The sequence below is a fragment of the Pseudomonas sp. HY2-MNA-CIBAN-0224 genome (assembly GCF_040310285.1).
Taxonomy (GTDB): Bacteria; Pseudomonadota; Gammaproteobacteria; order Pseudomonadales; family Pseudomonadaceae; genus Aquipseudomonas; species Aquipseudomonas helleri.
Genome location: NZ_JBEOPQ010000001.1, coordinates 55,039 through 78,798 on the forward strand (window position 1 = coordinate 55,039; position 23,760 = coordinate 78,798).

Annotated in this window: 29 protein-coding genes and 2 other RNA genes; 26 read left to right on the forward strand and 5 right to left on the reverse strand. The window is 56.0% G+C overall.

Features of this window, described 5'->3' with window-relative positions; genetic code table 11:
* Nucleotides 1-56 precede the first annotated feature (56 nt).
* The 5 genes from AAEZ03_RS00275 to AAEZ03_RS00295 form a co-directional block, all read right to left on the reverse strand.
* Nucleotides 57-833: an energy transducer TonB gene (locus AAEZ03_RS00275; protein WP_350574881.1), complete on the reverse strand. Its 777-nt coding sequence runs from the start codon at nt 831-833 to the stop codon at nt 57-59.
* 69 nt (nt 834-902) lie between these two features.
* Nucleotides 903-3,833: a TonB-dependent receptor gene (locus tag AAEZ03_RS00280; protein ID WP_350574884.1), complete on the reverse strand. Its 2,931-nt coding sequence runs from the start codon at nt 3,831-3,833 to the stop codon at nt 903-905.
* A 102-nt stretch (nt 3,834-3,935) separates the two neighbouring features.
* On the reverse strand, nt 3,936-4,895 hold the full coding sequence (locus AAEZ03_RS00285; protein WP_350574887.1) for a FecR family protein: 960 nt from the start codon (nt 4,893-4,895) through the stop codon (nt 3,936-3,938).
* Nucleotides 4,888-5,427: a sigma-70 family RNA polymerase sigma factor gene (locus tag AAEZ03_RS00290; protein ID WP_350574890.1), complete on the reverse strand. Its 540-nt coding sequence runs from the start codon at nt 5,425-5,427 to the stop codon at nt 4,888-4,890. Before AAEZ03_RS00290 ends, AAEZ03_RS00285 begins: the two co-directional genes overlap by 8 nt.
* Before the next feature lie 692 nt (nt 5,428-6,119).
* On the reverse strand, nt 6,120-6,839 hold the full coding sequence (locus tag AAEZ03_RS00295) for a LexA family transcriptional regulator (protein WP_019407799.1): 720 nt from the start codon (nt 6,837-6,839) through the stop codon (nt 6,120-6,122).
* 195 nt (nt 6,840-7,034) lie between these two features.
* Here AAEZ03_RS00295 and AAEZ03_RS00300 point away from each other — a divergent pair, with 195 nt between their 5' ends.
* From AAEZ03_RS00300 to AAEZ03_RS00425, 26 genes are all read left to right on the forward strand, one after another.
* Nucleotides 7,035-7,355, forward strand: a complete 321-nt coding sequence (locus AAEZ03_RS00300) for a helix-turn-helix domain-containing protein (protein ID WP_228394066.1) — start codon at nt 7,035-7,037, stop codon at nt 7,353-7,355.
* A gap of 2 nt (nt 7,356-7,357) precedes the next feature.
* Complete coding sequence (locus tag AAEZ03_RS00305) at nt 7,358-7,798, forward strand: hypothetical protein (RefSeq protein WP_019407798.1); 441 nt, start codon at nt 7,358-7,360, stop codon at nt 7,796-7,798.
* Nucleotides 7,791-9,842, forward strand: a complete 2,052-nt coding sequence (locus AAEZ03_RS00310; RefSeq protein WP_350574894.1) for a Mu transposase C-terminal domain-containing protein — start codon at nt 7,791-7,793, stop codon at nt 9,840-9,842. Before AAEZ03_RS00305 ends, AAEZ03_RS00310 begins: the two co-directional genes overlap by 8 nt.
* A gap of 22 nt (nt 9,843-9,864) precedes the next feature.
* Nucleotides 9,865-10,584 carry an AAA family ATPase gene (locus AAEZ03_RS00315; protein WP_019407796.1) on the forward strand — a complete coding sequence of 240 codons (720 nt, stop codon included), beginning with the start codon at nt 9,865-9,867 and terminating at the stop codon, nt 10,582-10,584.
* A 3-nt stretch (nt 10,585-10,587) separates the two neighbouring features.
* The gene (locus tag AAEZ03_RS00320) at nt 10,588-11,202 is read left to right on the forward strand and encodes a MarR family transcriptional regulator (RefSeq protein ID WP_228394067.1); all 615 of its coding nucleotides are present in this window, start codon (nt 10,588-10,590) and stop codon (nt 11,200-11,202) included.
* Nucleotides 11,199-11,579: a hypothetical protein gene (locus AAEZ03_RS00325; RefSeq protein WP_350574897.1), complete on the forward strand. Its 381-nt coding sequence runs from the start codon at nt 11,199-11,201 to the stop codon at nt 11,577-11,579. The genes AAEZ03_RS00320 and AAEZ03_RS00325 overlap by 4 nt, the downstream gene beginning before the upstream one ends.
* On the forward strand, nt 11,563-11,886 hold the full coding sequence (locus tag AAEZ03_RS00330; protein WP_019407793.1) for a hypothetical protein: 324 nt from the start codon (nt 11,563-11,565) through the stop codon (nt 11,884-11,886). The genes AAEZ03_RS00325 and AAEZ03_RS00330 overlap by 17 nt, the downstream gene beginning before the upstream one ends.
* A gap of 11 nt (nt 11,887-11,897) precedes the next feature.
* The gene (locus AAEZ03_RS00335; RefSeq protein ID WP_019407792.1) at nt 11,898-12,518 is read left to right on the forward strand and encodes a DUF3164 family protein; all 621 of its coding nucleotides are present in this window, start codon (nt 11,898-11,900) and stop codon (nt 12,516-12,518) included.
* Nucleotides 12,519-13,014: 496 nt separating this feature from the next.
* Nucleotides 13,015-13,085: hammerhead ribozyme type II (locus AAEZ03_RS00340), an RNA gene on the forward strand.
* A gap of 5 nt (nt 13,086-13,090) precedes the next feature.
* Nucleotides 13,091-13,507: a hypothetical protein gene (locus AAEZ03_RS00345; protein ID WP_019407790.1), complete on the forward strand. Its 417-nt coding sequence runs from the start codon at nt 13,091-13,093 to the stop codon at nt 13,505-13,507.
* Nucleotides 13,508-13,511: 4 nt separating this feature from the next.
* Nucleotides 13,512-14,183, forward strand: a complete 672-nt coding sequence (locus tag AAEZ03_RS00350; RefSeq protein WP_350574901.1) for a DUF2786 domain-containing protein — start codon at nt 13,512-13,514, stop codon at nt 14,181-14,183.
* Nucleotides 14,182-14,252: hammerhead ribozyme type II (locus tag AAEZ03_RS00355), an RNA gene on the forward strand. Before AAEZ03_RS00350 ends, AAEZ03_RS00355 begins: the two co-directional genes overlap by 2 nt.
* Nucleotide 14,253: 1 nt before the next feature.
* Nucleotides 14,254-14,532: a hypothetical protein gene (locus tag AAEZ03_RS00360; RefSeq protein ID WP_019407788.1), complete on the forward strand. Its 279-nt coding sequence runs from the start codon at nt 14,254-14,256 to the stop codon at nt 14,530-14,532.
* A complete protein-coding gene (locus AAEZ03_RS00365; RefSeq protein WP_323369710.1) occupies nt 14,529-14,945 on the forward strand; it encodes a phage protein GemA/Gp16 family protein in 417 nt (138 codons plus the stop codon). The genes AAEZ03_RS00360 and AAEZ03_RS00365 overlap by 4 nt, the downstream gene beginning before the upstream one ends.
* Nucleotides 14,942-15,379 carry a Mor transcription activator family protein gene (locus AAEZ03_RS00370; RefSeq protein ID WP_153367419.1) on the forward strand — a complete coding sequence of 146 codons (438 nt, stop codon included), beginning with the start codon at nt 14,942-14,944 and terminating at the stop codon, nt 15,377-15,379. Before AAEZ03_RS00365 ends, AAEZ03_RS00370 begins: the two co-directional genes overlap by 4 nt.
* Nucleotides 15,379-15,849: a hypothetical protein gene (locus AAEZ03_RS00375; protein WP_153367420.1), complete on the forward strand. Its 471-nt coding sequence runs from the start codon at nt 15,379-15,381 to the stop codon at nt 15,847-15,849. Before AAEZ03_RS00370 ends, AAEZ03_RS00375 begins: the two co-directional genes overlap by 1 nt.
* 498 nt (nt 15,850-16,347) lie before the next feature.
* Entirely contained in the window at nt 16,348-16,599 is a 252-nt protein-coding gene (locus AAEZ03_RS00380) for a putative holin (RefSeq protein ID WP_228390150.1), read from the forward strand.
* Nucleotides 16,600-16,637: 38 nt separating this feature from the next.
* Nucleotides 16,638-17,234 carry a transglycosylase SLT domain-containing protein gene (locus AAEZ03_RS00385; protein ID WP_153350686.1) on the forward strand — a complete coding sequence of 199 codons (597 nt, stop codon included), beginning with the start codon at nt 16,638-16,640 and terminating at the stop codon, nt 17,232-17,234.
* Nucleotides 17,231-17,875, forward strand: a complete 645-nt coding sequence (locus AAEZ03_RS00390; RefSeq protein ID WP_153355347.1) for a DNA-packaging protein — start codon at nt 17,231-17,233, stop codon at nt 17,873-17,875. The genes AAEZ03_RS00385 and AAEZ03_RS00390 overlap by 4 nt, the downstream gene beginning before the upstream one ends.
* A complete protein-coding gene (locus AAEZ03_RS00395; protein WP_026013911.1) occupies nt 17,862-18,089 on the forward strand; it encodes a TraR/DksA C4-type zinc finger protein in 228 nt (75 codons plus the stop codon). Before AAEZ03_RS00390 ends, AAEZ03_RS00395 begins: the two co-directional genes overlap by 14 nt.
* On the forward strand, nt 18,080-18,412 hold the full coding sequence (locus AAEZ03_RS00400) for a hypothetical protein (protein WP_153355343.1): 333 nt from the start codon (nt 18,080-18,082) through the stop codon (nt 18,410-18,412). The genes AAEZ03_RS00395 and AAEZ03_RS00400 overlap by 10 nt, the downstream gene beginning before the upstream one ends.
* Complete coding sequence (locus AAEZ03_RS00405) at nt 18,409-18,717, forward strand: hypothetical protein (RefSeq protein ID WP_019407779.1); 309 nt, start codon at nt 18,409-18,411, stop codon at nt 18,715-18,717. The genes AAEZ03_RS00400 and AAEZ03_RS00405 overlap by 4 nt, the downstream gene beginning before the upstream one ends.
* A gap of 6 nt (nt 18,718-18,723) precedes the next feature.
* Nucleotides 18,724-19,236 (forward strand): DUF3486 family protein, encoded by a 513-nt coding sequence (locus AAEZ03_RS00410; protein WP_153426124.1) that lies wholly within the window; start codon nt 18,724-18,726, stop codon nt 19,234-19,236.
* 142 nt (nt 19,237-19,378) lie between these two features.
* Nucleotides 19,379-20,932, forward strand: coding sequence for a hypothetical protein (locus AAEZ03_RS00415; protein ID WP_153355339.1), 1,554 nt, complete (start codon nt 19,379-19,381; stop codon nt 20,930-20,932).
* Complete coding sequence (locus AAEZ03_RS00420; RefSeq protein ID WP_019407776.1) at nt 20,932-22,488, forward strand: DUF935 domain-containing protein; 1,557 nt, start codon at nt 20,932-20,934, stop codon at nt 22,486-22,488. The genes AAEZ03_RS00415 and AAEZ03_RS00420 overlap by 1 nt, the downstream gene beginning before the upstream one ends.
* Entirely contained in the window at nt 22,488-23,756 is a 1,269-nt protein-coding gene (locus AAEZ03_RS00425) for a PBECR2 nuclease fold domain-containing protein (protein WP_350574911.1), read from the forward strand. Before AAEZ03_RS00420 ends, AAEZ03_RS00425 begins: the two co-directional genes overlap by 1 nt.
* The last annotated feature ends 4 nt before the right edge of the window (nt 23,757-23,760 follow it).

Sequence of the window (23,760 nt, forward strand, 5' to 3'; positions counted from 1 at the left end):
CGCCTGTTGACGCCGTGTCGAACCCATCGCGGGCAGGCCCGGATCCCACAAAAGCTCTATTTCGAAAACACCACCGGCACTGTAAACCGCAGCTTGCTGCCTTCTGGCGGTCGCGGTACGGGCGAGGCGCGGTTAATCATGTCGAGGGTGGCGTTATCCAGTTCGCTAAAACCTGCTGAACGCACCACCGTGGCGCTTAGCACCTTGCCATTGCTGTCGATCTCAAACCGCAAGTAGGCCACGCCCCGGTCACCCCGATCGCGGGCGTTTTGCGGGTAACGCTTGAAGCGCTCCAGGTGTGCCAGCAACTGCGCTTCCCATTGCACTTTCAACGCCGGATCAGCAGCGCCGCGCGAGGACTCTGCCGCCGCAGTGGTCGCCGCCTTTTGCGCGTCAAGTTTGGGCGGGGCGGTGGTGGTCGACGACGCTGGCTGTTCTTCCTGCTTTTTCGGCGGTGCCTGAATCTCCGCTCCCTGCTGCGGTGCGCTTTGATAGGTCCCGTGGGCGGTGTCCTTGAAGGGCGATTTGGCCTGTTTGGCCGGTGACGGTTGCGGGGTGGGCGTGACTTTTTTTACCACCTCTTTGGGCGGTTTGGCCGATGGCGTGCTGATCTGTTTTTGCATCAGTTTGTCAGGCGCTACTTGCAGGTCTTGTTCGACCACTTGTGCCACGGGCACGGCGGCCAGCTCGATCATCATCGCCGCCGGTGCTGCCTCGGCCGAGGGCATCGGTGAGGTGTGCAACAGCCAGACGGTGATGCCCGTGTACACGCTCAGGGTGATCAGCGTGGCCACGCTCCAGAGCGCCTTGCGCGATTGGTTCAGGTAGGTCATGAGCTCATCAATAGTAATCAACGTAAAACGGGATACCCGTGGGCATCCCGTGTTTTAACCGCAATCAGGTCAGAACTTGACTGTCAGACCTGTGCGCATCGTGCGCCCCGGTGCAGGCATAAAGCTTTGTGCCAGCGGGTCGAGGTAATACACGTTGGTCAGGTTTTGCACGCCGAAGTCGATTTGCGTGCCCTTGTAGATTTCGTAGCTGGCAAACAGGTCGAAAATCGCCGATTGGCGGTAGTAGATCTGGTTGGTGGTAATGCCATCGTTCCACGGCTTGTTCAGTTTGGCGGTCGGTGCGCTGTTGTAGACCATGCGCCCACCGAGGACCAGATGGTTGTCAAACCAGCGTGTTCCGACCGTGGTGTTGACCGAGTACTTGGGCGGGTTTTGGGTGTTGGTGTAAGAACCCGGGAAACCGCCGTCCACGCAGTTAGGCGTCGGGGTGCCGTCGTCGCGCAGTTTTTGTGCGAGGTCCGGGGCACAGGTTTTGGCGTTCAGGTAGTAGGTGGCGGATACATCAGTGAACACGCGGCCCATGTCGTAGCTGGTCTGCAACTCGACGCCCTTGACCCTGAAGCTGTCAACGTTTTGCAGGTTGCCGGCGAAGATGTCCTGATAGTCACGGGTGATGTAGTTTTCGATCTTGTTGTCGAAGTACGCCAGCTTGGCAGCGGCGCTGTCGCCGTCGAGGAACACGTCGTTCTTCAGGGTGCTGGCGCCCACTTCCCAGTTCTTGCTGCGCTCAGGTTTCAGGTTGGCACCGGGCACGGCCGCCGTGAACAAGCCCAGGGTGGACTCGAACAGGCTTGGCATGCGCACGCCTTCGCTGTAGTTGAGGTACACGAAGCTGCTGTCGTTGATGTCGTACTTCACGCCGAATGAAGGCGTAAAGGCATGGTCGCGACGTTCAATCGGCTTGGCATAGCTGTAGCTGGTGGCGAATTTCTTCATCTCGGTGTCATTGGCTTCGAAGTTATCGTAGCCGGTGTCACCCACCGTGCCTTTTTCGTACGGCGTGGCGTTGAGCGAGTCCTTGGTGAAGTTGCCTTGCTGGTCCGGGCGCCAGTACACATAACCGAAGCGGTCATTGCCTTTGTACAGCCATGTCCAGCGAACCGGGCGATTGGCAAAGGTTGCGGGGCTGGCCAACTGGTTGTGGTCTTTGCTGTGGAACTCGCTATAGCGTCCGCCCACGGTAAAGGTCAACGGCTTGATCGGTGCCCATTGCAGCGAGCTGACCAGGCTGCCTTCCTGGCGGTCGCCGCTGCGGATAAAGCGGTTTTGTTCGAGGTCAGATTGCAGCACGGGCGAGTTGTCGTCAGGGCGCAGTTTTTCGTTCTGGTAAGAGGCGCCATAGTTCCAGGCGAATTTGCCGACCTGGGTGTCGAAGCGTGAGGTGTTGCTCACGTCCGTGCCCCAGCGCAAATCCTTGCTGCGGTTAAGCAGGGCGTCCTGATAGCCGTCTTCGCTCAGTTGATCCGGCTCGCCTTCATAGCCAAACAACGGGGTCACGGTACTCAAGCCGTTGTAGGCCTTGCTCTGGGCCTTGGTCACCCAGGCGTTGGCGCTCAAGTCGATCAGCGGGTTGTCTTCAGGCTTGAAGGTGTAGCGTGCGGTGTAGGCGTTGATCCGCATGGTGCCGGGCTGCCACTGCGGCACAGTGCCGGTGGTGTTGCGGATGATGCGCGAGGGCATCACTTCGCCGTATTCGCCATCGGTCCAGCGATAGGCCAGCTCAAGGGCCTGATCCGGTGACGGCTTGATGATGGTCTTGAGCAATACCGCTTTGGAGTCGGTGGAGGTGTTGAGCACTTCGTTGCCGGCCTTGAACACTTTGGCCGGGCCGTTGGCCTCTTCGGTTCTATAGACGTACTGCTTGGTCGCCGGGTCCCAGCGACGCACTTGTTTGAACACCTGGTAATCCTTGAAGCCCTTTTTACCGGCGTAGTAGTTGCCGCTTTCGCGCTGGGTATAGGCCGCGACAAAATCGATGGTGTCACTGGTGCTGGCAAACGCCGCGCTGCCCGAATGCGCCTGCGGGTCGAAAATGCTGTTGCTGCCTTTGCGCGGGGTGGCGTTGTACTCGTGCGGGCGGTCGACGCTGTTGCTGGAGATATCGCCCTTGAGACGGAAACCGGTGGTTTCGCCGTCTTTGAGAATGTCTTTGGGTTGCAGGGTTTTCATCTTCACCATGCCACCGATGGCGCCCGCGGCATCGGCGCCCAGGCTTGGGCCTTTATCGACGGTGATGTCGCTGATCAGGTCGGGGTCGATGTAGCTGCGTTGCTGCATGCCGCCGTATCCGCGATAGGCGTCAATCGCTTGCTGGCTGCCGTCGATGGTCACCGGTACGCGGCTCTGGCCCTGAATGCCACGGATGTTCACATCCAGCGCGCCGCCGTTGCGGGTGTCACCGGTTTGCACGCCAGGCACGCCCTTGAGAATGTCGGCCGGGGAGGAGCCGCGAAAGCGATTGATGGTCTCGCCGGAGATATACACGCTTGAGCCTGCCTGGGTGTAAACCTGCGCGGCCGGGCCGGTCAAGCGGCTGCTCTGGCCACCTTTGATGGTCACGGCGCCGAGCAGTTCAGATTCGTCCAGATCACCGTCCAGGCCGGTACTGGCCTCGCTGCGCGGGCTGAGGATCAGGCTGCGCTGGCCGTCGATTTTCCAGCTGACCGGCGCATCGCCGAGCAACTGGCGCAAGGCCTGTTCGTTGCTGAAATTGCCGCGCACGGCAGGGGCTTGCAGACCATCTACCAGCCCGGCCGCCAGACCCAGTTGCAGATTGGCCTGACGCGCAAAAGCGCTGAGGGCGTTGGTCAGCGGCTGAGCCGGGATATCGAAGAAACGGGTAGCCTGATCACTCGGCTGCGCGCTGGGTTCTGCCGCCACCGCCGACTGCGGATGGAAAATCGCGCTGTTGATTGCCACACACAGTACGGCCAGCGCCACCGGTACTTTGGAGTGCGCAACGTGTGATCGGTTACCCATGCTTCATCGCCTTTTGTTTTGGTATTACGAGTCATTCGCAATACAAGGAGCTACAAAGACGAACACCTTCAGGATTTTTTTCAGTGATAACGAAAATATTTTTCATTTAGCTTTTTTGGCAGTGCCAATCACCGTCAGCAGAGGCGAGTACTGACGCACTTCACCGCCAATCGGCGCGACCAGGGCTTGCAGTGCGCGCCGGGTATCGCGCATGTCGTAAAGGCCGGTCACGCGTTTGTTGGCCAGGGCCGGATCATTAATCACGATCCAGCCGCGCTGGTAGCGGTCGAGTTGTTCCACCACTTGGGCAACGCTGGCGTTTTCAAAAAACTGCGCGCCTTTGATCCAGCCTGCGACTTCATCAGGCATGACCAGAGATTGCGTGGCGTTGCCGGTGTTGCGGTCGATCCACAAACGCTGGCCTGCGCCTAGCCGGTACTGTTTGTTGACGCCGACAGTGCCGTCGCGCACCTCGACACTCAGGCCAGCTTGGCGCTGTGCCACGTCGAAGGCGGTGCCCAAGACCCTGATCACGGCTTCTTCGCTGCGCACTTCAAACGGTTTGCTGGCGTCATGCACCACGTCGAAAAACACTTCGCCCTGCACCAGCGTGACCTGACGCTGGTGATTGTCGAAGCTCACGTTAATCGCGCTTTGCGGCGCCAGGGTCAGGCGGCTGCCGTCACTCAGGGTGACCTCACGGGTCTGCGCGGTCCCGGTGCTGTAATCCGTCCGCCAGTTCGGGCTCAGCACCAGCGCTGCGCACACCGCCAAAGCGCTAATGCAGGCTGCGGCCAGCAGCGGCAGGCGCGCGCGCGGTGTGAGCGTTGTGACGTTCGAAGGCGCCTGTGGCCATTGTTGCTCGGTGCTTGGGGAGTGCGAGCCGAGGGCTTCCCACGCACGATTGACCTGCGCCCAGGCCTCAAAGTGCTCCTCGTGGCTGTGCAGCCAGCGATCGAACTCCTCGAAACGCTCGGGTTGCTGTTGCAGGTCCAGCAGCCACTGGCCGGCGTCTTCCAGGCTTTGCGCCGAGACAGTCCGGGGCAGGGGGGCGTTATGCATACGGGCGTTCCTTACTGTGCGCGCTGTGGCCAGAGTCGTGGGTGGCGACGCTTGAAGCCAGGTGAACGATGGCATCCTTGACCAGGCGATGAGCGCTGGAAAGCGAGATTTTGAGATGATCGGCGGTTTGCTGCAATGTGAAACCGCCCAGGCGATGCATCTCTACAGCGATGCGCATTTGCTCGGGCAGGCTGGCCAGCGTAGCAGCAATACGGCTGGCGTCATCACTGTGCACCACCCGTTGCTCGGGTGACAACTCGTGCCCGGGGCGCATCCATTGTGGCGGCGACTGCTGCTGACGTTTCTCTGCGGCCTGGCGGCGAACGGTGTCCAGGGCTAGATTACGGACGATGCGATACAGATACGCCACGGGTTGCTCGACGACCTCTTCAGTACTGGCGCAAAAGCGCAAAAAGGCATCCTGCACCACATCTTCAGCGCGCGCGTGATCACCCACGACCACCTTGGCGTAGTTGATCAAAGCGATGCGATGCTCGAGATAGAGTTGCAGCCTGGCGTTGGAGTCGTTCAAGGGTGAACTCAAAAGTGATGAGCCTGAAAGCGCGGCGACGTTAATTTAATTGAGATTAATTATCAATACCGTTGTTTGTGTGGGAATACCCCAACCACCATCCAACGGCAGGAGCGAGCTTGTCTCGCGATCTTTTGATCTTGAAAGGCCTTGCGTCGGCGTACATATCCATTGGCTGCGCAACGGATTTTTACGGGTTTCGCTCTTACAGCGAGGCACTTTTGTCAAACAGCCACAAAAGTACCCAAAAAGGCCTTGCCCCGGCGTACGGCCTTCGCTGCGCTCAGGTTCCCTCGCTCCGGTCCCGCTCCGTGGGCACGCCGCCACGGGCCATCCATGGCCCATCGCGGCTCTCCCGGCATCCATGCCGGGACACCCACTGCGCGAAACCTCCACTCGGCCTCCCGAAGGGGCGGGTAGATCAAGATCAAAAGATCGCGAGCAAGCTCGCTCCTACAGTGACCGGGTCAGTGTGAGTTAGTGACAGCTTTGACACCAGTGAGGAAGCCGGTGGGAAGAACTGAGATTTAACGGGGCAAAGCTGGGCAGCCTGAGTAGGCCGGGGGGATTGGAAGAAGTGATGATTGATCTGGGAGTTGGAAACGGTGCCAAAGAGCGGCAAAACAATAAACAGTCACGTTAGAGCGAAGAGCCCGAATCTAGCGAGCTCTTTGGCATAGGTCGGTAACTGTCTAAATCCAACCACCAGCCCAGACCACCCGACCGATAATCTCTAGATCACCTAAGCGCTCCTTTGGGACGGTCATCGTCTGGTACTCCTTGTTCTGGCTAATGATACTGACGGCTCCGTCGAATTGTCGCTGCAAGCGCTTAGCATATAAGTGGTCATCGAGGCGGATGACATAGATCGCCTCCCCCTCAAGCGAGTTTCGACCATGGTCAATCACGACCGTATCCCCATGGCTCAGTATGCTTTCCATCGAATCGCCATCTACGCGAATTGCTGAAAGCTTTGATGGGTCAAGCCCTTGCTTACGTAGTGAGTAGGTCGTGAAGGCGAGCTGAGTCAATACCTGTGCGCCCTCGGTCCATGATCCATGGCCAGCGCTACAGTGAGCATCGTATAGCGGTACATACGAATAGACATCTTCAACGTTTACCTCGCGCACCTTAGCGCCGCCGCTCAAAAACATTTCACCATTTCCCGTGGCTATCCAGTCGAGGGAAACCTTCTTTGCCGCAGCCAGCAAGGCTACGGAATCAAACGCTGGCATTCCGTCGCCAGCTATCCAGCGCTGGAGTGACGATAGCGCTGCACCAGCCGTTAAAGCAGCCTGTTTTCGAGACTCATAAAGGTCTGCAACAGCCGCTATTCGGGTTTCTAATCCCGAATATGAAAAAGAAACATCTTCTCCAGCCTGTTTCTTTTGTTTCTTTTCGCCATAAGCCATTGATTTCTATGCTCTAAATCTACTTTACGGGCGACGCGCCCGAAAAAGGGAATAGAAACTCCCGAAAACGGTTTACTGAATCCTGTTTTCGAGATATGTTTATCCGCAACAGGACGTTAGACATCCCAAAAAAAGGACGTCTGACGTCCAAAAAGCCACCCGTGAAGATGGTTCAAAACTATGAGCGATATCGACATGCCCACTGACCCAGATAACCGATGGGAGTGGATCAAATACCAACTCCGTGTTCGTGGCACCTCTATGGCCGAACTTGCACGCGTGTTGAAAGTCACCGACCGCGCTATCCGCAATGCCAAAAGCACTCCTTACCCGCGTATCGAACGCTCCTTGGCTGACGCTCTAAGTCTAGCCCCCGCCGACATCTGGCCCGAGCGTTGGAACTCTGACGGCACACCTCACCGACAGCGCCCTACGCGGGCGGAAGTAAACGCCCCCTACAGCAAGGATACCGGACTCTATCCGGTTGGACACTGTAAAGCGGCAAGGAGTGCCTGAACATGCGTCACCCAAAAGATGACAAAACGTTAGACATTTTCTCAGTCCCACAACCAGTACTTTCAGTCCCTGGACTTGGCAACTACGCATCGCAAGTCAGCGAGTTGGTGAGCGAGATCCTCAAAGGATCTGAACTGGACCGTTATGAGATTGCTGCTCGCATGTCTCGCCTGTCAGGCGACGACGTTAGCAAGAACATGTTAGACGCTTGGTCGAGTCCTGCCCGAACAGATCACAACCTTCCTCTATATAGAGCAGCGCTATTAGAAGAAGTTTGTGCCAGCCATGTTCTGACAAATTGGCAAGTGCATTTGCGTGGTGGCCGCGTGGCTTATGGCCGTGAAGCCCTGGATACCGAGCTGGGCAGACTGGAGCGGGTTGCTGCTAATGCCACTCGACAAGCTCGCGAGTTGAAGAAAATGTTGGGTGATCATAATGCGTAGCTGGTACACGCCCCAGGAGCTTGCTGGTTTGCCCAGCATGCCGGGCACTGTCCAAGGTATCCGCAAAGTTGCCCAGCGCGAGTGCTGGGAGGGTCAGCGCCGCCTTGGAAGTAAAGCCATAGAGTATGCATTCGCAGTTTTACCCAAGGAAACACAAGCGGCACTTATCGCTGCGGCAGTAGCTAACAGCACCCCGGAGATCCTTGCCGACACTCATGTACTTATCTCAGGGCGTGACGTAGAAAATGCGTCACGGTTGAGTGATGCTCAATCATCCGTGATGACTGCGCGACTCGCGTTCGTACGCGAAATTGAACGTATGAGCAAGGTAGTCAGCCAAAACCGCGCCATCCTGACTCTGGTCGCATTGGCAAAAACTGGCGACCTCAGCCCCTACTTGAATGACCGCGTCATACGCGCCAACGACCGCAAGACTGAAGACCGAACCCTGTCCGAGCGCACGCTTAAGCGCTGGCTTGCGGATTACCGCGCCCACGGCGAAACAGGCCTGGCTCCAGCCCGCCGCCAAAAAGACATGAGCGTCCCGGCTTGGGCAGCAGAATTCCTCAAACACTACCAGCGCCCGCAGAAGCCGAGCGTTGAAGCGGCGTACGAGCAGTTCAAGCAGTTGCACCAGGACATCCAAGCCAGTGTTTGCCCAAGCATTCACGCCGTACGCCGCTGGCTGAAAAAGCTCAGTCCATCGGTTCGTGAGCGCGGCCGTATGGGGCCACATGAGCTGAATGCTCTAAAAGCCTACAACCGCCGCCAAGCCGACGTGCTTTGGCCGAATGATGTCTGGGTGGCTGACGGCCATACTTTTGATGCTGAGGTTATTAACCCGCTGACCGGGCAGATTTTTCGGCCAGAAATAACCATGGTCATTGACTGGGCCACGCGCCGAATCGTGGGCTTTTCGGTCAACCTGGCCGAATCAACTCTGGCCACGCTGGATACCTTGCGTGACGGCGTAAGCCGCTGTGGCATGTATAAAATCTTCTACGTCGACAACGGTAGCGGCTTTGATAACGCCACCGTCTACGAAGTCAATGACCGTCTAGGCGGCACCATCACCCACTCGCTGCCTTACAACTCACAGGCCCGAGGCGTGATTGAGCGCCCCCACAAAACAATCCTTGTCAGGCTCGCCAAATCCTTCGACAGCTACATTGGCGCCGATATGGATAAAGAGGCCGCCACTAAAACGCATAAGCTTTCACGCAAGCAGCTTGCTTTGGGTATTGCCCCAACAGTCGTCCCTGAGTTCGCGGTCTTTTTTTCAGACTTGCAGCAGGCACTCGATGAGTACAACCGCCGCCCGCACCGTGGACTGCCCAAGTTTCGTGACCTCCAAACCATGCGCAAACGCCACCAGAGTCCTATGGAAGCGTGGAAGTCCGCCGAGGTTGAGGGTTGGGAGCCATTGCTGGCTGACCCCCGCATCGTTGAAAGCCTGACCCGCCCACAGGTTGAGCGCACCGTGCACCGTTGTCAGGTGCAATGGAACACCGGCACCTATTTCCTCAAGGATCTGGACGGCTTCCACGGTGAACAGGTCCGTGTCGCCTATGACTTCCGCGATGCCAGCCGTGTATGGATCCACTCCCAGGATGGAGACCTGCTTGGAGAAGCTCTGCTTGACGGAAACGCTAGCCCTGCAATGCCGAAAACAATGTTGGAAAAAGCCAGCGAAAAACGCGAGCGCGGGCAACTGTCACGGCTGGTCAAAAAGGCAAAAACCATCACAGGCCAGGACGTTGAAATGCATGTCATTGGATCTGCATCTTCCCCCTATGACTTGCCGCTTGAGCAACTGGCCGAAGCTCAGCGCTTTGCCCAACTGTCAGCACCGCAAGCACCGACCTTTGAGCTTCCCACCGACCCAACTGCCCGCTATCGCCTTTGGAACCAACTCGATGCCCGCTTAACTAGCGGCGAATCGCTGAATCCCGAAGAGACACAGTGGCACTCCCGTTATCCGCAGCACCCGGACTTCATGTCGATCCGTCAGATGTTCGAGTTCGCCAAACAAGCCAGCGCTTAAAAAGACCTTTAGGAGTCAAATTATGAGTATCACCAAGATTGTGCCCCTGACTAACGTTGGCCTTTTGTCTGCCGCTATCGCGCGCACTCATGCACGCCCTGCGGGCTTGCCTGGGCTGGTGGTGATGTACGGCGCGAGCGGTTTGGGTAAAAGCGTAGGCGCTGCCTTCGCAGCGAATCAGCACCGCGCCTACTACGTAGAGTGCCGTGATACCTGGAGCAAGAAGGCTTTTCTGCAGGCCATTTTGCGTGAGATGGGTATTGCTCCTGCTGCAACCCTTTCGTTGATGGTTGACCAGGTCGCCGAACAATTGTCTCGCAGTGGACGCCCTCTGCTGATTGACGACGTGCAATACCTGCTGGAGAAGGCAGTCGCCAACGTATTGACGGACCTCTACAACGCAAGCGAAGGCACCATTGTCTTGATTGGAGAAGAGCGCGTCCCCAGCAGTCTTGCCAAGCTTGAACGTCTGCACAACCGGGTTCTGGAGTGGGTGCCTGCCCAACGCGCCACTCTTGATGATCTTCGGGCTTTGGCCGAATCAAGCTACCCGAAACTGCACTTTGCTGATGACTTGCTTGATGACCTGCGCAAGAAAGTTAACGGCTGCCTGCGCCGTGTTGCCGTCAACTTGTACAAGGTCTACAGCGAGACCCAAGCCTTGTGCGTCGACAGTATTGATCTTGCTGGCTGGGGCGCACGTGGTTGGTTCACCGGCGAAGCGCCATCGCGGAGGGCTTGAGTGATGGCTAAAAACAGACCCGCGCACTTGATTATGGTCGGTGGTAAATCCCCGCGACAACATATCTGGGAAGCGATTCGCTCAGTTAATGCAGGTCCTAAAGCCCTGACAACCTATGCGGTTGCACGTAAGTCAGGGCTGGATGATCAAGCAGTACGTGCCTACTTCCGTGACATGGAGAAAGCAGGAATTGTAACCAAGGTCCGTAACGTGGACCGCTTTGATGCTGAATGGACTCTTATTAAAGATGAAGGCGTCGAAGCTCCCCGTGTCACCAAAGATGGAAAGATTTCCAAATATGCAGCCGGTGCCGAGAACATTTGGCGTGCGCTGCGCATTCTTGGTGAGTTCAGCGCCGCCGAGGCTGCAACAGCTGCCAGTGTCAATGGCGTCACCATCAGTGAGTTCGGGGCGCATGTTTATTTGAGCGGTCTTGCCAAGGCTGGATATCTGACTCGTAGCGGTGGCACAGCGGGTGATAAGACCCGATTTCGCTTGGTTCCTTCGCGCTATACCGGTCCGAAGCACCCGATCTATCAGCGTGACTTCAAGCAGGTCTATGACCCTAACCTAGATCAAGTGGTTTGGCGTCAAGCTGACCAGGTGGTGCGCAAATGAGTCAGGTCAACCTTTCGGCTTGGGGTGACGAGGTCCCTTTATTTGTGCGATTGCTCGCAGCTGAAGTTGCAGCGAGCAATAAAACCAAGACCGGCGAACGCATCGGCATGAGCCGAACCGCTGTCAGTCTGGTTTTGGCAAATCGCTACAGCTCGCCCAGCACATCAGGTGTCGAGCGCCGCGTAATGGAGACCCTGGGGCGCATCGAGTGCGTAGCTCTGGAAGCGACTGTCACTTCTGACCAGTGCCAAAGCTATCGCGAAAAACCAGCGCCAACCCACAACCCGCAGGCCATGCAGCGTTGGCGCGCTTGTCAGCACTGTTCAATCAACCCCGACTGCATCAACAAGGAGATCGTCCATGCTCGCCTCCAATAGTCGCATCCAACTGAAAGTGCTGAATCAAAGCTTGGCTGACCGTCTGCGCGTATTCAACACCGCAGCCCGTGCCCTGCAGGCTCAAGGCATTCGCATCCAGGGTTTCTATCCAGCCGAAAACATCCTCGTCATCAGTCCCGAGTCAGGCCAAGGCTTGGTTAAGCAGGGCCACTCCACGGGTTATACGCGGCATAAGACTGCTGGCAGCACCCACTTCAGCGTGCTTTTTCAAGGCGTGACCTTGAAATGGCGTGAATCCATCAGCGCCTCCCGACCTTCCGAATGGTCGCGCCCAACTCTGCATTAAGGAATTCAACAATGAATACACAACAGACCATTCCAGAAGGCTACCGCATTGATGCTCAGAAGCGGTTGATCCCCGAAAGCATGATCAAGCCCATCGACCTTGAAAGAGATGCTTTGGTGCTCGGTCTGGTTGAAAAAGCACGTGCAGCCAGTGAAGTTTTGGCCAAGTTCAAGGCTTGTGCCTTCGGCGACATTGAAGCCTTTGTCGAGCTTAGTGCGGAGCAATACGGCGCACAGATCGGCGGCAAGAAAGGAAACGTCAGCCTGATCAGCTTCGATGGGCGTTACAAGATCATGCGCGCTGTGCAGGAAAGTATTGCCTTTGACGAGCGCTTACAGGCGGCTCGTGCCCTGATCGACGAATGCCTGCGCGATTGGACAACAGGCGCTCGCCCTGAAGTCGTCACCTTGGTTAACGATGCTTTTCGTACTGACCAAAAAGGCGATATCCGAACAGCGCGTGTATTGGCGCTGCGTCGGATGGAGATCAGTGATGAGCGTTGGCAGCGTGCCATGCAGGCCATCGGCGATGCCTGCCAGGTAGTTGGTTCTAAATCCTATATCCGCGTCTATCAACGTGTCGGCGATACCGATCAATACGAACCCATCAGCCTCGATATCGCGGGGGTTTGAAATGAGAACAATCACCATCAGGTGCTTTTACAGCACGGGCGCATACCAGGCCAAAGCACCAGGTTACAAAACCACAGCTTCTTCAGCGGAGTCAGCCAGAAAAGCGGCTGATCGGTTGATCCAGAAACTGTGTCCTGACGCAGAAGTTGAGTGCGTAGAGGAAACTCAGGAAGGCGGTCCAGCAATGTTGGCTCTTTACCACTACCACTTCAAAAACGCTGACGACATCTAACCCGGCAGAAATGCCAAGAACCTATCAAGTATCTCCAGGAGTACCCATGGCTCAGTACACGATCACCATTAATGACGACGATGATTTGGGCGTCACCATAAATCTCTCGGGCTCATCCAAGCTGACGGACAGGCTAGGTCCTGCGGCACGGCTTGCTCTTAGTTTGGCAACCATAGCTCCAAGCCTCCTGAAACCTACTGCCTGTAGCTGCGAGCAATGCCAAGCAGACCGTGCACAAGCAACATCTAAACCAACCATTCACTGATGCGAAACCGCCCCGGTCTTCCGAGGCGGTCTGCCAGGCGTGGTTGCCTGGTACTGATGAGCAGCCGAGGAAACGATGGAGCAATCCGATTGGGATGCATTGAAAGAGCAGATGGCAAGCCCTTGGGGCTTCATGAAGCTCAAGTGTGATGGCTTTGAGATCCACCTATCACAGCAGACTGACAGCACCAAAAAAAGCTGGTCAACGCTGGTCTATGTGGATGGATATTTGAAGGGGGCCTGGTTGGCCTGCAACCACAGAACCGGGGAGCCCGAACATGAGGAGGCTCGCCGCTTTTACCGCAAGGTGACTCGTGCCCTTCATACCAAAAAAGAAATTGAGTTCTATCAAAAGGTCTACGGAAAACGCAAAGCCGCCGAAGCTCAGGCAGTCAAATTCATCACCTATGACTGGTCTTGGAAAAGCTTCAACTCACTGAAAAAACATCTGCTGGCCAATAACACCAGCATCACCCGTATCAACGAGATGTGACGACATGAACCACAACAAGGCTTTGGAAAAAATCAAGAAACTGCTGCGCCTGGCAGCAAGCGACAACCCCCACGAAGCCGCTGCCGCGATGCGCCAAGCCCGTGCTCTGATGGAAAAGTACCGCTTGGAAGAATCTGATGTTCACCTTTCCGACGTGTACGAGTGCGCGGCTCGTAGTGGCTCCAAGATCACCCCGCCACAGTGGGAAGCCAACCTTGTGGGGGCCGTGAGCCAAGCCTATGCCTGCAAAGTTCTTTTCATGTCAGGTATTGGTGAGTGGCGCTTCATCGGCGAACTGGCGGAGCTGGCCAGCTACACCATGACTCTTTTGCTCCGTCAGGTTCGCCAGTCGCGCCGAGACTTTATTAGCACTCAGTTGAAGCGCTGCAAGCCCGCAACCAAGACCAAGCGCGCCGATGTGTTCTGCTCGGCCTGGGTGTCGGCTGTACGTAAGCAGGTCATGGCTTTTGCTGGAAAGGATGAATCGTCCCAGGCAATGGTGGCATACATGCTGAAGAATCACGCGGATACGGAAAAGCTTGATTGTCGAGACCGAAACGCTAACAAGAGCAATGGAATGCGATCCACGACCGATGCCTTGTACGGAATTATCGCTGCGGGCGATGTGCGTCTGAATCACGGTGTTAACGGCCAGGATCAGCTCTCACTCAACTAAGCGAAACCGCCCTGGTACGCCGGGGCTGTCTGCCGGACGTGGTTGTCCGGTACTGATGAGCAGCCAACCAATGACAGACGAAACCCCTAAGCAACGAAAGACCCGTCTGGCACGCGAGCGAAAACGCGCTCAGCGCAAGCGCGAGAAGGATAAGCGCGTGGCTATGGGTGCCAAAAAACTCAAGATAGAACTCTACCGTGGAACCCAAAGTGAGCTGGAACAAATCCGTATCGCCGGGGAACTCGACGAAACAGAACACGCGCTCACCATGGTCATCCATGGCGCTGCGAGACTGTCCCGAAGCGACCCAGTTGCATTCAGGGCACTTATGAATGGAGCAAGACCGTGAGCACACGAAATCTGCAACTCAGCAAAATCCACATAGCTAAAAAAGATTTGGGCCTGGACGATGAAACGTATCGCTCCTTACTGGCCCGTGTGGCAGGTGTTCGTTCGGCGAAAGATCTGAATCCCCGCCAGATTGGTGCTGTCCTGGCCGAGTTCACCCGCTTGGGCTGGACCTCGGGGCCATCCAAAAAACATGGTCGAAAAGCTCCTGTGGCTGCACCAGATCGTGCAAAACTGGTGGGTAAAATTGAGGCTTTTCTTGCAGAGGCAAAACGATCCTGGGCGTATGCTGATGGCATGGCGTATCGTATGTTCAAGGTAGAACGGGTCGAATGGCTGGACCCAGACCAATTACGAAAAATGGTTGCCGCGCTGACTTATGATGCGCGACGCCATGGGAGACCAGAGTCATGACTGAACAACTTTTCCCTGACGACAGCGACAAGCTCGATCCGGCCAAGGTGCTTGCGCATATGCAAGATCCTGCCGTGATCACCCGCTGGGAGGGTACGCTGAAAGAAATGGTCGAGATCGCCGAGGCTAAGTTGAAGACAGAGTTAAAAGACGGAGCGACTCCACCTGAGCTAGCTCGTCATGTGGTCTTTGCGATCTGCGATACGTTGGGTGGCAGTGTCGTTTATCTACCCCGAGGCGACTCATTGAAAAGGGCCATGCGTGATGCTGCGATCTTCCATGACTGGCGAGAAAACAACATGCACCCGATTGACCTGGCTCGAAAGTATCGCCTTATCAGCCAGACTATCTATGACATCCTTGCTCGACAACGCGTGCTTCACCGGAAGAGCGAACCCGACCTGTTTGGTTTTGATGAAGGGACGATTCACTGATGAAATGGACTGTTTGTGCTTTAGTGCTAGGTCTTACTTTTGGTTCAGATGTATGGGCTCAAAGCTATTCGGTTGAGTCCATAGCAGAGCTTTTTGCAGAGAAAGATAAAGTTCGAGGGATTAATTCTACAAGCCAGAGAGAAGAGCAGTTGCTCGAAATGACCCAGAGAGCAGCTCAGCAGTGCCACAATAATTTGACTGAGGGTAATGAGGCGGAGAACGTAGCTAATATGGTGATATTCACACGCCAAAAGCTGGACGCTGCCGAAGTCCCTATAACTCACTACGAATTACTTGATGTGGTCTATAGCGCTCTTGCTGACGGAAAAAAGGACTGGAACTGCGCTGCGGTGCTGGCAATGTATCTAGTCCTCAGAACACCTCACGATGGTACTTCGGGGCTGACTCATATCGCAGCATACAAGACTATTCAGGCGGGTAGAGATAACGGACTACTTGACCCAAAGTAAAAACTTTTCTCAGCAAGCCCGCCATTGAGCGGGCTTTTTCTTACGCGGCGACGAAACGCCAGCATCCAGCTCTTCACGCGAAGCTTACCTCCGTACCCCATAACGGCAGGTTCGCACCATGCGCTCAGATCCCGCTCCCCAAAAAGTTACACGGCCCAAGTGGCCGCGTCAGCATGCGCGCCTGATTCTCGCTGCTGGGGATGATCTTTCCCGTAAAACCTTGTGGGAAAAGGTCCCAGCCGAATGGGTGGAAATGGTGCGCTCTTATGTTCTCCAGGGTGAAGCGCTTGCTGAAAAGCACGTACGGGAGCGAGAGCGATTCCGCCCTGCCGCTGCGCCTGCTGGTCCCGCCATCGGTGAATACCGCAAGCCGGTACACATTCAAGGTAATCCCGTCGTTGCGGCGCAACACCTAAGCGCACTGCGCAGTTCCCTCAACTCGCCACGAGCACATCAATGAGACCTCACTTTTTAAAACGCAGACCTCACGCGCCACGAATGACCAACTGGACCGTTATCACGCTGATTCTTCTGATTGGCTTGTCGGTTGTTGCGCCGACCAAATTGCCGGTGGTGCTCTACAAAGCCGGTCTGGTCACGCTCGGTGGCGTCCTCGGTTACTGGATTGATCGGGCACTGTTTCCTTATGCCCGACCGAACCGTGTGATGCGTACAGCGCAGCCAATGGCAGGCATTCGTCGCGCCTTGGTCGTGCTTGCATGCGTGCTTGGCCTGACCCTGGGGCTCTGAGTATGCGCAGAATCCTTCTATATATAGGGGCCGTTAGCATGGCCTCACTTATCGGCCTTGCATTGGCAACGCGGGCGCACGCAGAAATTCCAGCTGATGCAGATCGTTACCGTCGCGATCTGACACGCATCGCTCAAGCTGAGTGGGGGCTGGATGCGCCGGTGGCTACCTTTGCTGCACAGATTCATCAGGAGAGCCGCTGGAAGTTCAACGCAAAGTCACCTGTTGGTGCGCAAGGCTTGGGCCAGGTGATGCCCTCGACCGCCACATGGCTCTCTGAGCTGTTTCCTAAGACCCTTGGAAAGGTCGAACCCTATAACCCCTCATGGTCCATGCAAGCCCTGGTCAGTTATGACCGCTGGCTTGCAAGCCGCGTCCGGGCACATACGCCTTGCGACCAAGGTGCAATGATGCTTTCAGCTTACAACGGCGGTTTGGGCTGGGTGATTCGTGACCGTAAGTTGGCATCGGCTAAGGGTGCCGATCCGCTGACTTGGTTCGAATCTGTCGAGCGGTTCAACGCTGGCCGCTCGGCTGCCAATTTCAAAGAGAACCGTGACTATCCGCGCTTGATCCTTTTGCGCTGGGAGCCGCTCTATGAAAACGCGGGCTGGGGCAAAGGTATCTGCCTATGAAAGACCTTCTAATCAAAACCCTGCCAGCCATAGTCATGCTCGTAATTTTGGGTGGTGTGCTGGTAGCGCTCGATGACTTCGGTCAGAGCCGATACGACGCGGGCTATGCCTCTGCCAAAGCAGCAGGTGACAAGGCCACTGCTGAGCTTCGTGAAAAGTATGCCGTTGAAAAATTGGCTGCGGCGGATGCGCAAACGGCTGCCGCCATTCAAGCAAATGCTCTGCTGCGTAATGAACAAGCCAGAGGTAATCAGTTAGCAACCCAGCTGGCTGATGCCAAGGAAAACTTGCGCAAAACCACAGACACCCTCACACGAGAGGTTACCCGTGTCACGACTCTCTACCGCCGCACCCTCGACTCGCCGCCTGAGCCATTGCCTCCTGGTGTGTTCACTGCTGGCTTTGTCCGCATGTGGAACACCGCCAACGGTATCGACACCTCAATGCCTGCCCAATCCAACGGTTCAGCCACCGGCAGAACTACTACGTCGCCCAATGAACCCGGAGCCGCTGACAGCCTCGACTCAGGCGTCACCCAGTCTCTTGTACTTACCAATCAGATACGCAATGGCGAACTGCATGGCTCTTGCAGATCCCAACTCAACCGCCTGATCGACTGGACACTTAATGGAAGCAAGTGATTTTGCCAGCAAGCTTGAAGCCATCCACAACGAGAGCGCTTTAGCGACACATTTGGCACAACGGGAAGTTCTGACTGGCCCCTCGGCAGAGTTTTGTGTGGTCGAGGATTGCCAGTCACCGATACCGGAAAAACGGCGATTAGCGATACCAGGTGTGCAGCATTGCACTCAATGCCAAACACGCCGCGAGAAACGGAGTAAGCGATGTCGATGATTGAAATGCCGCTGTATCAGCTAATCGGTATCGCGGTCGGAGTGCTCAGCGGTTTTGCAGGGCTTGTAAAGCTGTTGCTGCTTCAGACTGAGCGCCGGTTAGATCAGCGTTTTGCAGTCATGGATGACCGCTTCAACGCGGTCGCCAAAGACGGCGAACGCTTGCGTAACTTGGAACTTAGCTTTGAACGGCTGCGTGCAGATATGCCTTTGCATTATGTACGGCGTGAAGACTACGTCCGAAACCAAACTGTGATCGAGGCGAAGCTCGATGCTTTGGCTCTCAAGTTAGAAAACGTTCAACTTAAAGGAGTACGCTCATGAACATTGATCCTGCCAAAGTGCGCCGAGAGTCCTTGCGCTGGTACATCTTGTTGACTCTAAATACTTCGCGCCCGGTCGATCCTCATGAAGCGGTAGTACTCTCGACCATTCAAGGCATCTTCCCGGACGCCACTTCAATGGAACTTCGTCGCGAACTGGACTACTTGGCTGATCGTAGTTTGGTAACTTTGAAGAAGCAGCCAGTGGGTGTCTGGATTTGCGGGCTTACGCACTATGGCGTAGATATCGCCGAGTACACTATTGATTGCAATCCAGGTATTGCCCGTCCTGAAAAGTACTGGTGATCGACTATGCCGCCACGTAGCAAAGTTGCCAGCCTACCTAAGACAGTTAAGGCATGGCTCGACAAAGCCTTGGCTGAAAACGGTTTTAGTGAATATGAAACCTTAGCGGCTGAACTTTCAGCCCAGGGCTTTTCAATCAGCAAGTCAGCACTGCATCGTTATGGCCAGGACTTTGAGTCCAAACTCTCAGCGCTCAAGATGGCGAGTGAACAGGCTCGCGCCGTAGTAGCTGCGGCGCCGGATGAGGAAGGTGCCGTCAACGAAGCCTTGATGCGCTTGGTTCAAGAACACCTATTCAAGATCCTGATGGCCGACGGTCAATCGTTCGATCTGCCGAAAGTTGCGAAAGCAGTAGCAGAGTTGGGTAAAGCCTCTATTGCCCAAAAGAAATGGCAAACCGAATATCGTGAGAAAGCGGAAGCTGCAGCATCGCGTGTCGAGAAAATCGCCAAGAAAGGCGGCTTGAACCAAGCGACGGTTGATGAGATCCGTCGCGAAATTCTGGGGATGGCCTCATGAATTACTTCATGTCTTTTGCAATGTGTGCAGGTTTGACTGCTCTTGGTGCAAATGAAAGCAATGCAGCCCAACTTCTCTCATGTGACATCAATGTTGCGATATTTTTAACCCTCGCCTGGTATCTAGGGCGAAGGAAGAAAGCATGAACGTACCCACTGTTCTAGACAGTACTGCCAACCAGGTAGCGCCAGCGGTATTGCTCGACTATCAGAAAGAGTGGATCGGTATTCGAGCCCCTCTCAAGGTTGGTGAGAAGTCACGCCGGATTGGTCTCACCTGGGCAGAGGCTGCGGATAATGTCCTGGTCGCCGCCGCTGAAAAACCAGCCGGTGGACAGACCGTCTATTACCTCGGCTACAACCAGGACATGACGGTCGAGTACATCCAGGCCTGCGCAATGTGGGCGCGGGCTTTCAACTATGCCGCCGGGGAAATAGAAGAAGGTATCTGGCCGGACAGTGATCCCGAAAAGCACATCAAGACCTACACCATAGTGTTCCCCAGTGGGCATCGAATAGTCGCGCTGACCAGTCGCCCCTCCAACCTGCGTGGTCGTCAAGGTGTGGTCGTGATCGACGAGGCCGCATTCCACCAGGACTTGGCCGAGCTGCTCAAAGCCGCCTTGGCGCTGCTGATCTGGGGCGGCGAAGTGCATGTCATCAGCACTCACGACGGCACCGAAAACCCATTCAACGAGTTGATCAACGACATCCGTGCCGGTAAACGTAAGGGAGCGCTTTTCCGCTGCCCTTTTCGTGAGGCGGTTGAAGACGGGCTTTATCAGAGGGTCTGCCTGCGCAAGGGCATCGAGTACAAGCCTGAAGAAGAAGCGGCCTGGGTTCAGGATGTTTACGACTTCTATGGCGATGCTGCCGAGGAGGAACTCGACTGCGTGCCGTCCCAAGGCGGTGGTGCCTTCTTGAGCCTGGCATTGGTCGAGCAGCGCAGTAACCGCGACGTGCCGGTACTGCGCCTGGCCTACCCGCAAGGCTACGAGACATTGCCCGAACACATGCGCTTGGCCGAGTCGCTTGAATGGTGCGAGGAACATCTCAAGCCGTTGCTGACTGCAATCCCCTTGGATGTTCAAAGCTATTACGGCATGGACTTTGGGCGTAGCGGCGACTTGTCTGTGATATGGCCTTTGGTCAAAGAGCAGAACCTACGCAAACGCACGCCCTTTGTGGTCGAGCTGCGTAACGTTCCCTTTAAACAGCAGAGCCAGATCAAGTTCTACATCCTCCGTCGCTTGCCAAACTTTCTTAAAGGCGCTGACGATGCCAGGGGCAATGGCTCGCAGCTGTCTGAAGACACTGCCATCGAGTTTGGCTTCAACCGTGTAGAACGGGTGATGCTCAGCGAGGGCTGGTATCGCGACAACATGCCGCCGTTCAAGGCCGCTCTTGAAGACGACACCTTCTACGACATCCCGGCTGATAAGGACGTGGTCAGCGATGTGCGCGCCTTCCGAATGGTCAAAGGTGTGGCCCGCATCCCTGAAAAGCGCACCAATGAAAAAGGCGAGAAGTCCGGCCCCAAGCGTCACGGTGACGCCGGTATTGCCGCAGTGCTTGCCGACTACGCCTCTCGGCAAGAAACCGAAATATTCGAATATCACCGTGTCCAGCCTGCTGCCGACAGTGATCGAGAGATCCAGACGGGTGCTGGTTGGCGCTCCAAGAAAGGCATTTGGTAATGGCCCAATCCAAAATAGTTGACCAGTACGGTCGGCCAATCCAATACGACCAGCTCACTGAAGAGCTGGCCGCTGCGCGCACCACCGGCATACGTCAGATATGGCACTCGTCGGTGGCCAGCGGTCTTACACCTGGTCGACTTGCCAACATCCTGCAGGCTGCTGCCGAGGGATCTGCTCACGATTACTTGACCCTTGCCGAGGAAATGGAGGAGCGTGATCTGCATTACGCCTCCGTTTTGGGCACTCGCAAGCTGGCTATCTCAGGACTCAACATCCGTGTCGAAGCTGCCAGCGATGATCCAGAAGACGTGCGTCGGGCCGATGCCCTGAGTGAACTGGTGGGTTCACCTGAGTTTGGGGAATTGCAAGCAGACCTGACCGACGCCCTCGGCAAGGGCTATGCAGTCTCTGAAATCATGTGGGACCGCAGTGGTAAAACGTGGATGCCGTCCCGGTTCGAGCCTCGCGACCAACGCTTTTTCCAATTCGACCGTGACACCGGTCGGGAACTGCGCCTGCTTGATGAGGCTGACCCGGTTAACGGTGTCGCCTTGGCGCCCTATAAATTCATCGTTCACTACCCGCGAATCCGTTCAGGCTTGCCCATTCGGGGTGGATTGGCTCGTCTCGCTGCCGTGGGTTACATGTGCAAAGCCTGGACATGGAAAGACTGGATGGGGTTTGCCGACATCTTTGGCATGCCTATGCGTGTCGGTCGTTATGGGCCAGGTGCAAGTAAAGAGGACATCAATACGCTGATGTCTGCCGTGGCGAACCTTGGCAGCGATGCCGCTGCAGTTATCCCGGACAGTATGCGCATCGATTTTCAGAATGCGTCCAACGTTGCAGGCGCCGGTGACTTCTTCAAGGGACTGGCTGAGTGGTGGGACAAACAGGTCAGTAAAGCAGTGGTCGGCCAAACCATGTCTACCGACGATGGTTCCAGCCAAGCACAAGCCAAAGTTCATAATGAGGTTCGCCTCGATCTGCTGCAGGCTGATGCCAAGGCCGAATCCAACACTTTGAATCGGTTCTTTGTGCGGCCTTGGTGTGACCTGAACTTTGCACCAGGTCGCAAATATCCCAAGCTGATCATAGACGTGCCACAGCCAGAGGACACAACGCTGTTGGTCACAGCTTTGGAAAAGCTGGTGCCACTAGGACTGAAAGTTGAGCAGTCGGTTGTCCGGGACAAACTCAGCATTCCTGAACCGGCCAAGGGGGCTGATCTGCTAGGACCTCCAGTCGTAGCAGTACCTCCATCGCTTGGTCAGGCGATCAACCAAGAGCAAGTACCGAAAAAACCAGCAGTGCTACCCGACGTAGTGGACAATCAGGTCCGCACATTAGAGACGGTGGTGGGCGCCCAACTGGATGACATGGTTGATCAGATCAAAGAGCTACTCGACACAGTATCCAGTCTTGAAGAGTTCCGGGATCGACTGATCGAAACGTACCCGACCATGACCACCAGTCAGTTGGCGGACGCCATTGCTGACGGGCTGACTGCCGCCAGCCTGGCCGGACGTGATGATATTTTGAGGGGATTGTAGTGGCGGTCTCTCACGGCTCACTTCCATTTCAGGAGCAGATCGACTACTTCCGTGGCAAGGTCGATCTACCAACCCGTTCCTGGACGGACATCTATAACGCCCAGCATGACCATGCATTTGTTGTGGCCGGTGCTGTAAAGCGCGACCTGCTGGCCGATCTGCGAGGTGCTGTCGAGAAGTCCATCGCCAGCGGCACCACTTTGGAGCAGTTTCGCAAGGACTTTGACAAGGTCGTTGGCCAACATGGCTGGCAGTACAACGGTGAGCGGGGTTGGCGTACCAATGTCATTTGGGAAACCAACCTGCGTCAGTCCTATAACGCTGGCCGCGATGCGCAAATGGCTGACCCTGAGCTGCGTAAGCGCCGACCCTATGGCGTGTACCGCCACGGCGATAGTGTCCACCCACGGCCACAACACTTGGCTTGGAACGGTGTCACGTTGCCGCTCGATGACCCATGGTGGTCAACCCATAACCCGCAGAACGGTTGGGGCTGCAAATGTAAGAAGTTCATGGCAAGCCAGCGTGACTTGGACCGTATGGGGCTCACGGTTGGCAATGCACCGCCGATTGAATGGGAGGATAGAGTCATTGGCAAAAATAGCCCGAATGGTCCCCGTACAGTCCGGGTGCCAAAGGGCATCGATCCAGGCTTCGAATACGCACCAGGTCAATCACGGCTGACAAACTACGTGCCCCAGTTAAGCGTTAAACATCCATTGTCTGCACCGTCAGTAGGCTCTGCCACTGTAGCGGCTGCTGGCTTACCCAATCGAAAACCGACAGGCCCGTTGCCAGAGCCGCGTCAGATGCCTGCAAAGGTTTTACTCCCAGTAAGAGTCACCCAGCAGAAGGCGATCACCCAGTTCTTGGGCGAGTTTGGCGCAACGGATACCGCTCCAGCGGTATTTCGTGACGTAACGGGAGACCCGCTTGTCATCGGGCGGGGAATGTTTGGTGATGCCAAAACCGGTGCAAAGACTGTGGCTCAAGCGCTTAATGCCCCAGAGCTACCGTTGCTGGCAGAGGCTATCAAAGCGCCTGACGAGATTTGGGCACGACTGGAGTGGCTTCCCGACCAGGGCAAGGCTGTGCTACGCCGTCGCTACCTGGCGCACTTCCAAGTAAAGGGGAAAGCCGAACCCGCTGTGGCAGTCTTCGATCAAGGTGCTGAAGACTGGGCTGGTGTCACCGACTTTGTGGATGATAGCGAGCAGTATCTGGAAGCATTGCGCCAAGGCGTTCTGCTTTACCGCCGAACCAAGTAAGGAG

What these genes read in the sequence shown, in the direction of transcription:
- AAEZ03_RS00320 (WP_228394067.1), top strand. Translation starts at nt 10,588, where the DNA reads ATGGCTAAAAACAGACCCGCGCACTTGATTATGGTCGGTGGTAAATCC.
- AAEZ03_RS00400 (WP_153355343.1), top strand. Translation starts at nt 18,080, where the DNA reads ATGTCGATGATTGAAATGCCGCTGTATCAGCTAATCGGTATCGCGGTC.
- AAEZ03_RS00315 (WP_019407796.1), top strand. Translation starts at nt 9,865, where the DNA reads ATGAGTATCACCAAGATTGTGCCCCTGACTAACGTTGGCCTTTTGTCT.
- AAEZ03_RS00330 (WP_019407793.1), top strand. Translation starts at nt 11,563, where the DNA reads ATGCTCGCCTCCAATAGTCGCATCCAACTGAAAGTGCTGAATCAAAGC.
- AAEZ03_RS00360 (WP_019407788.1), top strand. Translation starts at nt 14,254, where the DNA reads ATGACAGACGAAACCCCTAAGCAACGAAAGACCCGTCTGGCACGCGAG.
- AAEZ03_RS00280 (WP_350574884.1), bottom strand. Translation starts at nt 3,833, where the DNA reads ATGGGTAACCGATCACACGTTGCGCACTCCAAAGTACCGGTGGCGCTG.
- AAEZ03_RS00300 (WP_228394066.1), top strand. Translation starts at nt 7,035, where the DNA reads ATGCCCACTGACCCAGATAACCGATGGGAGTGGATCAAATACCAACTC.
- AAEZ03_RS00395 (WP_026013911.1), top strand. Translation starts at nt 17,862, where the DNA reads ATGGAAGCAAGTGATTTTGCCAGCAAGCTTGAAGCCATCCACAACGAG.
- AAEZ03_RS00350 (WP_350574901.1), top strand. Translation starts at nt 13,512, where the DNA reads ATGAACCACAACAAGGCTTTGGAAAAAATCAAGAAACTGCTGCGCCTG.
- AAEZ03_RS00275 (WP_350574881.1), bottom strand. Translation starts at nt 833, where the DNA reads ATGACCTACCTGAACCAATCGCGCAAGGCGCTCTGGAGCGTGGCCACG.
- AAEZ03_RS00375 (WP_153367420.1), top strand. Translation starts at nt 15,379, where the DNA reads ATGAAATGGACTGTTTGTGCTTTAGTGCTAGGTCTTACTTTTGGTTCA.
- AAEZ03_RS00410 (WP_153426124.1), top strand. Translation starts at nt 18,724, where the DNA reads ATGCCGCCACGTAGCAAAGTTGCCAGCCTACCTAAGACAGTTAAGGCA.
- AAEZ03_RS00310 (WP_350574894.1), top strand. Translation starts at nt 7,791, where the DNA reads ATGCGTAGCTGGTACACGCCCCAGGAGCTTGCTGGTTTGCCCAGCATG.
- AAEZ03_RS00305 (WP_019407798.1), top strand. Translation starts at nt 7,358, where the DNA reads ATGCGTCACCCAAAAGATGACAAAACGTTAGACATTTTCTCAGTCCCA.
- AAEZ03_RS00415 (WP_153355339.1), top strand. Translation starts at nt 19,379, where the DNA reads ATGAACGTACCCACTGTTCTAGACAGTACTGCCAACCAGGTAGCGCCA.
- AAEZ03_RS00405 (WP_019407779.1), top strand. Translation starts at nt 18,409, where the DNA reads ATGAACATTGATCCTGCCAAAGTGCGCCGAGAGTCCTTGCGCTGGTAC.
- AAEZ03_RS00385 (WP_153350686.1), top strand. Translation starts at nt 16,638, where the DNA reads ATGGCCTCACTTATCGGCCTTGCATTGGCAACGCGGGCGCACGCAGAA.
- AAEZ03_RS00295 (WP_019407799.1), bottom strand. Translation starts at nt 6,839, where the DNA reads ATGGCTTATGGCGAAAAGAAACAAAAGAAACAGGCTGGAGAAGATGTT.
- AAEZ03_RS00390 (WP_153355347.1), top strand. Translation starts at nt 17,231, where the DNA reads ATGAAAGACCTTCTAATCAAAACCCTGCCAGCCATAGTCATGCTCGTA.
- AAEZ03_RS00335 (WP_019407792.1), top strand. Translation starts at nt 11,898, where the DNA reads ATGAATACACAACAGACCATTCCAGAAGGCTACCGCATTGATGCTCAG.
- AAEZ03_RS00380 (WP_228390150.1), top strand. Translation starts at nt 16,348, where the DNA reads ATGACCAACTGGACCGTTATCACGCTGATTCTTCTGATTGGCTTGTCG.
- AAEZ03_RS00370 (WP_153367419.1), top strand. Translation starts at nt 14,942, where the DNA reads ATGACTGAACAACTTTTCCCTGACGACAGCGACAAGCTCGATCCGGCC.
- AAEZ03_RS00325 (WP_350574897.1), top strand. Translation starts at nt 11,199, where the DNA reads ATGAGTCAGGTCAACCTTTCGGCTTGGGGTGACGAGGTCCCTTTATTT.
- AAEZ03_RS00420 (WP_019407776.1), top strand. Translation starts at nt 20,932, where the DNA reads ATGGCCCAATCCAAAATAGTTGACCAGTACGGTCGGCCAATCCAATAC.
- AAEZ03_RS00345 (WP_019407790.1), top strand. Translation starts at nt 13,091, where the DNA reads ATGGAGCAATCCGATTGGGATGCATTGAAAGAGCAGATGGCAAGCCCT.
- AAEZ03_RS00285 (WP_350574887.1), bottom strand. Translation starts at nt 4,895, where the DNA reads ATGCATAACGCCCCCCTGCCCCGGACTGTCTCGGCGCAAAGCCTGGAA.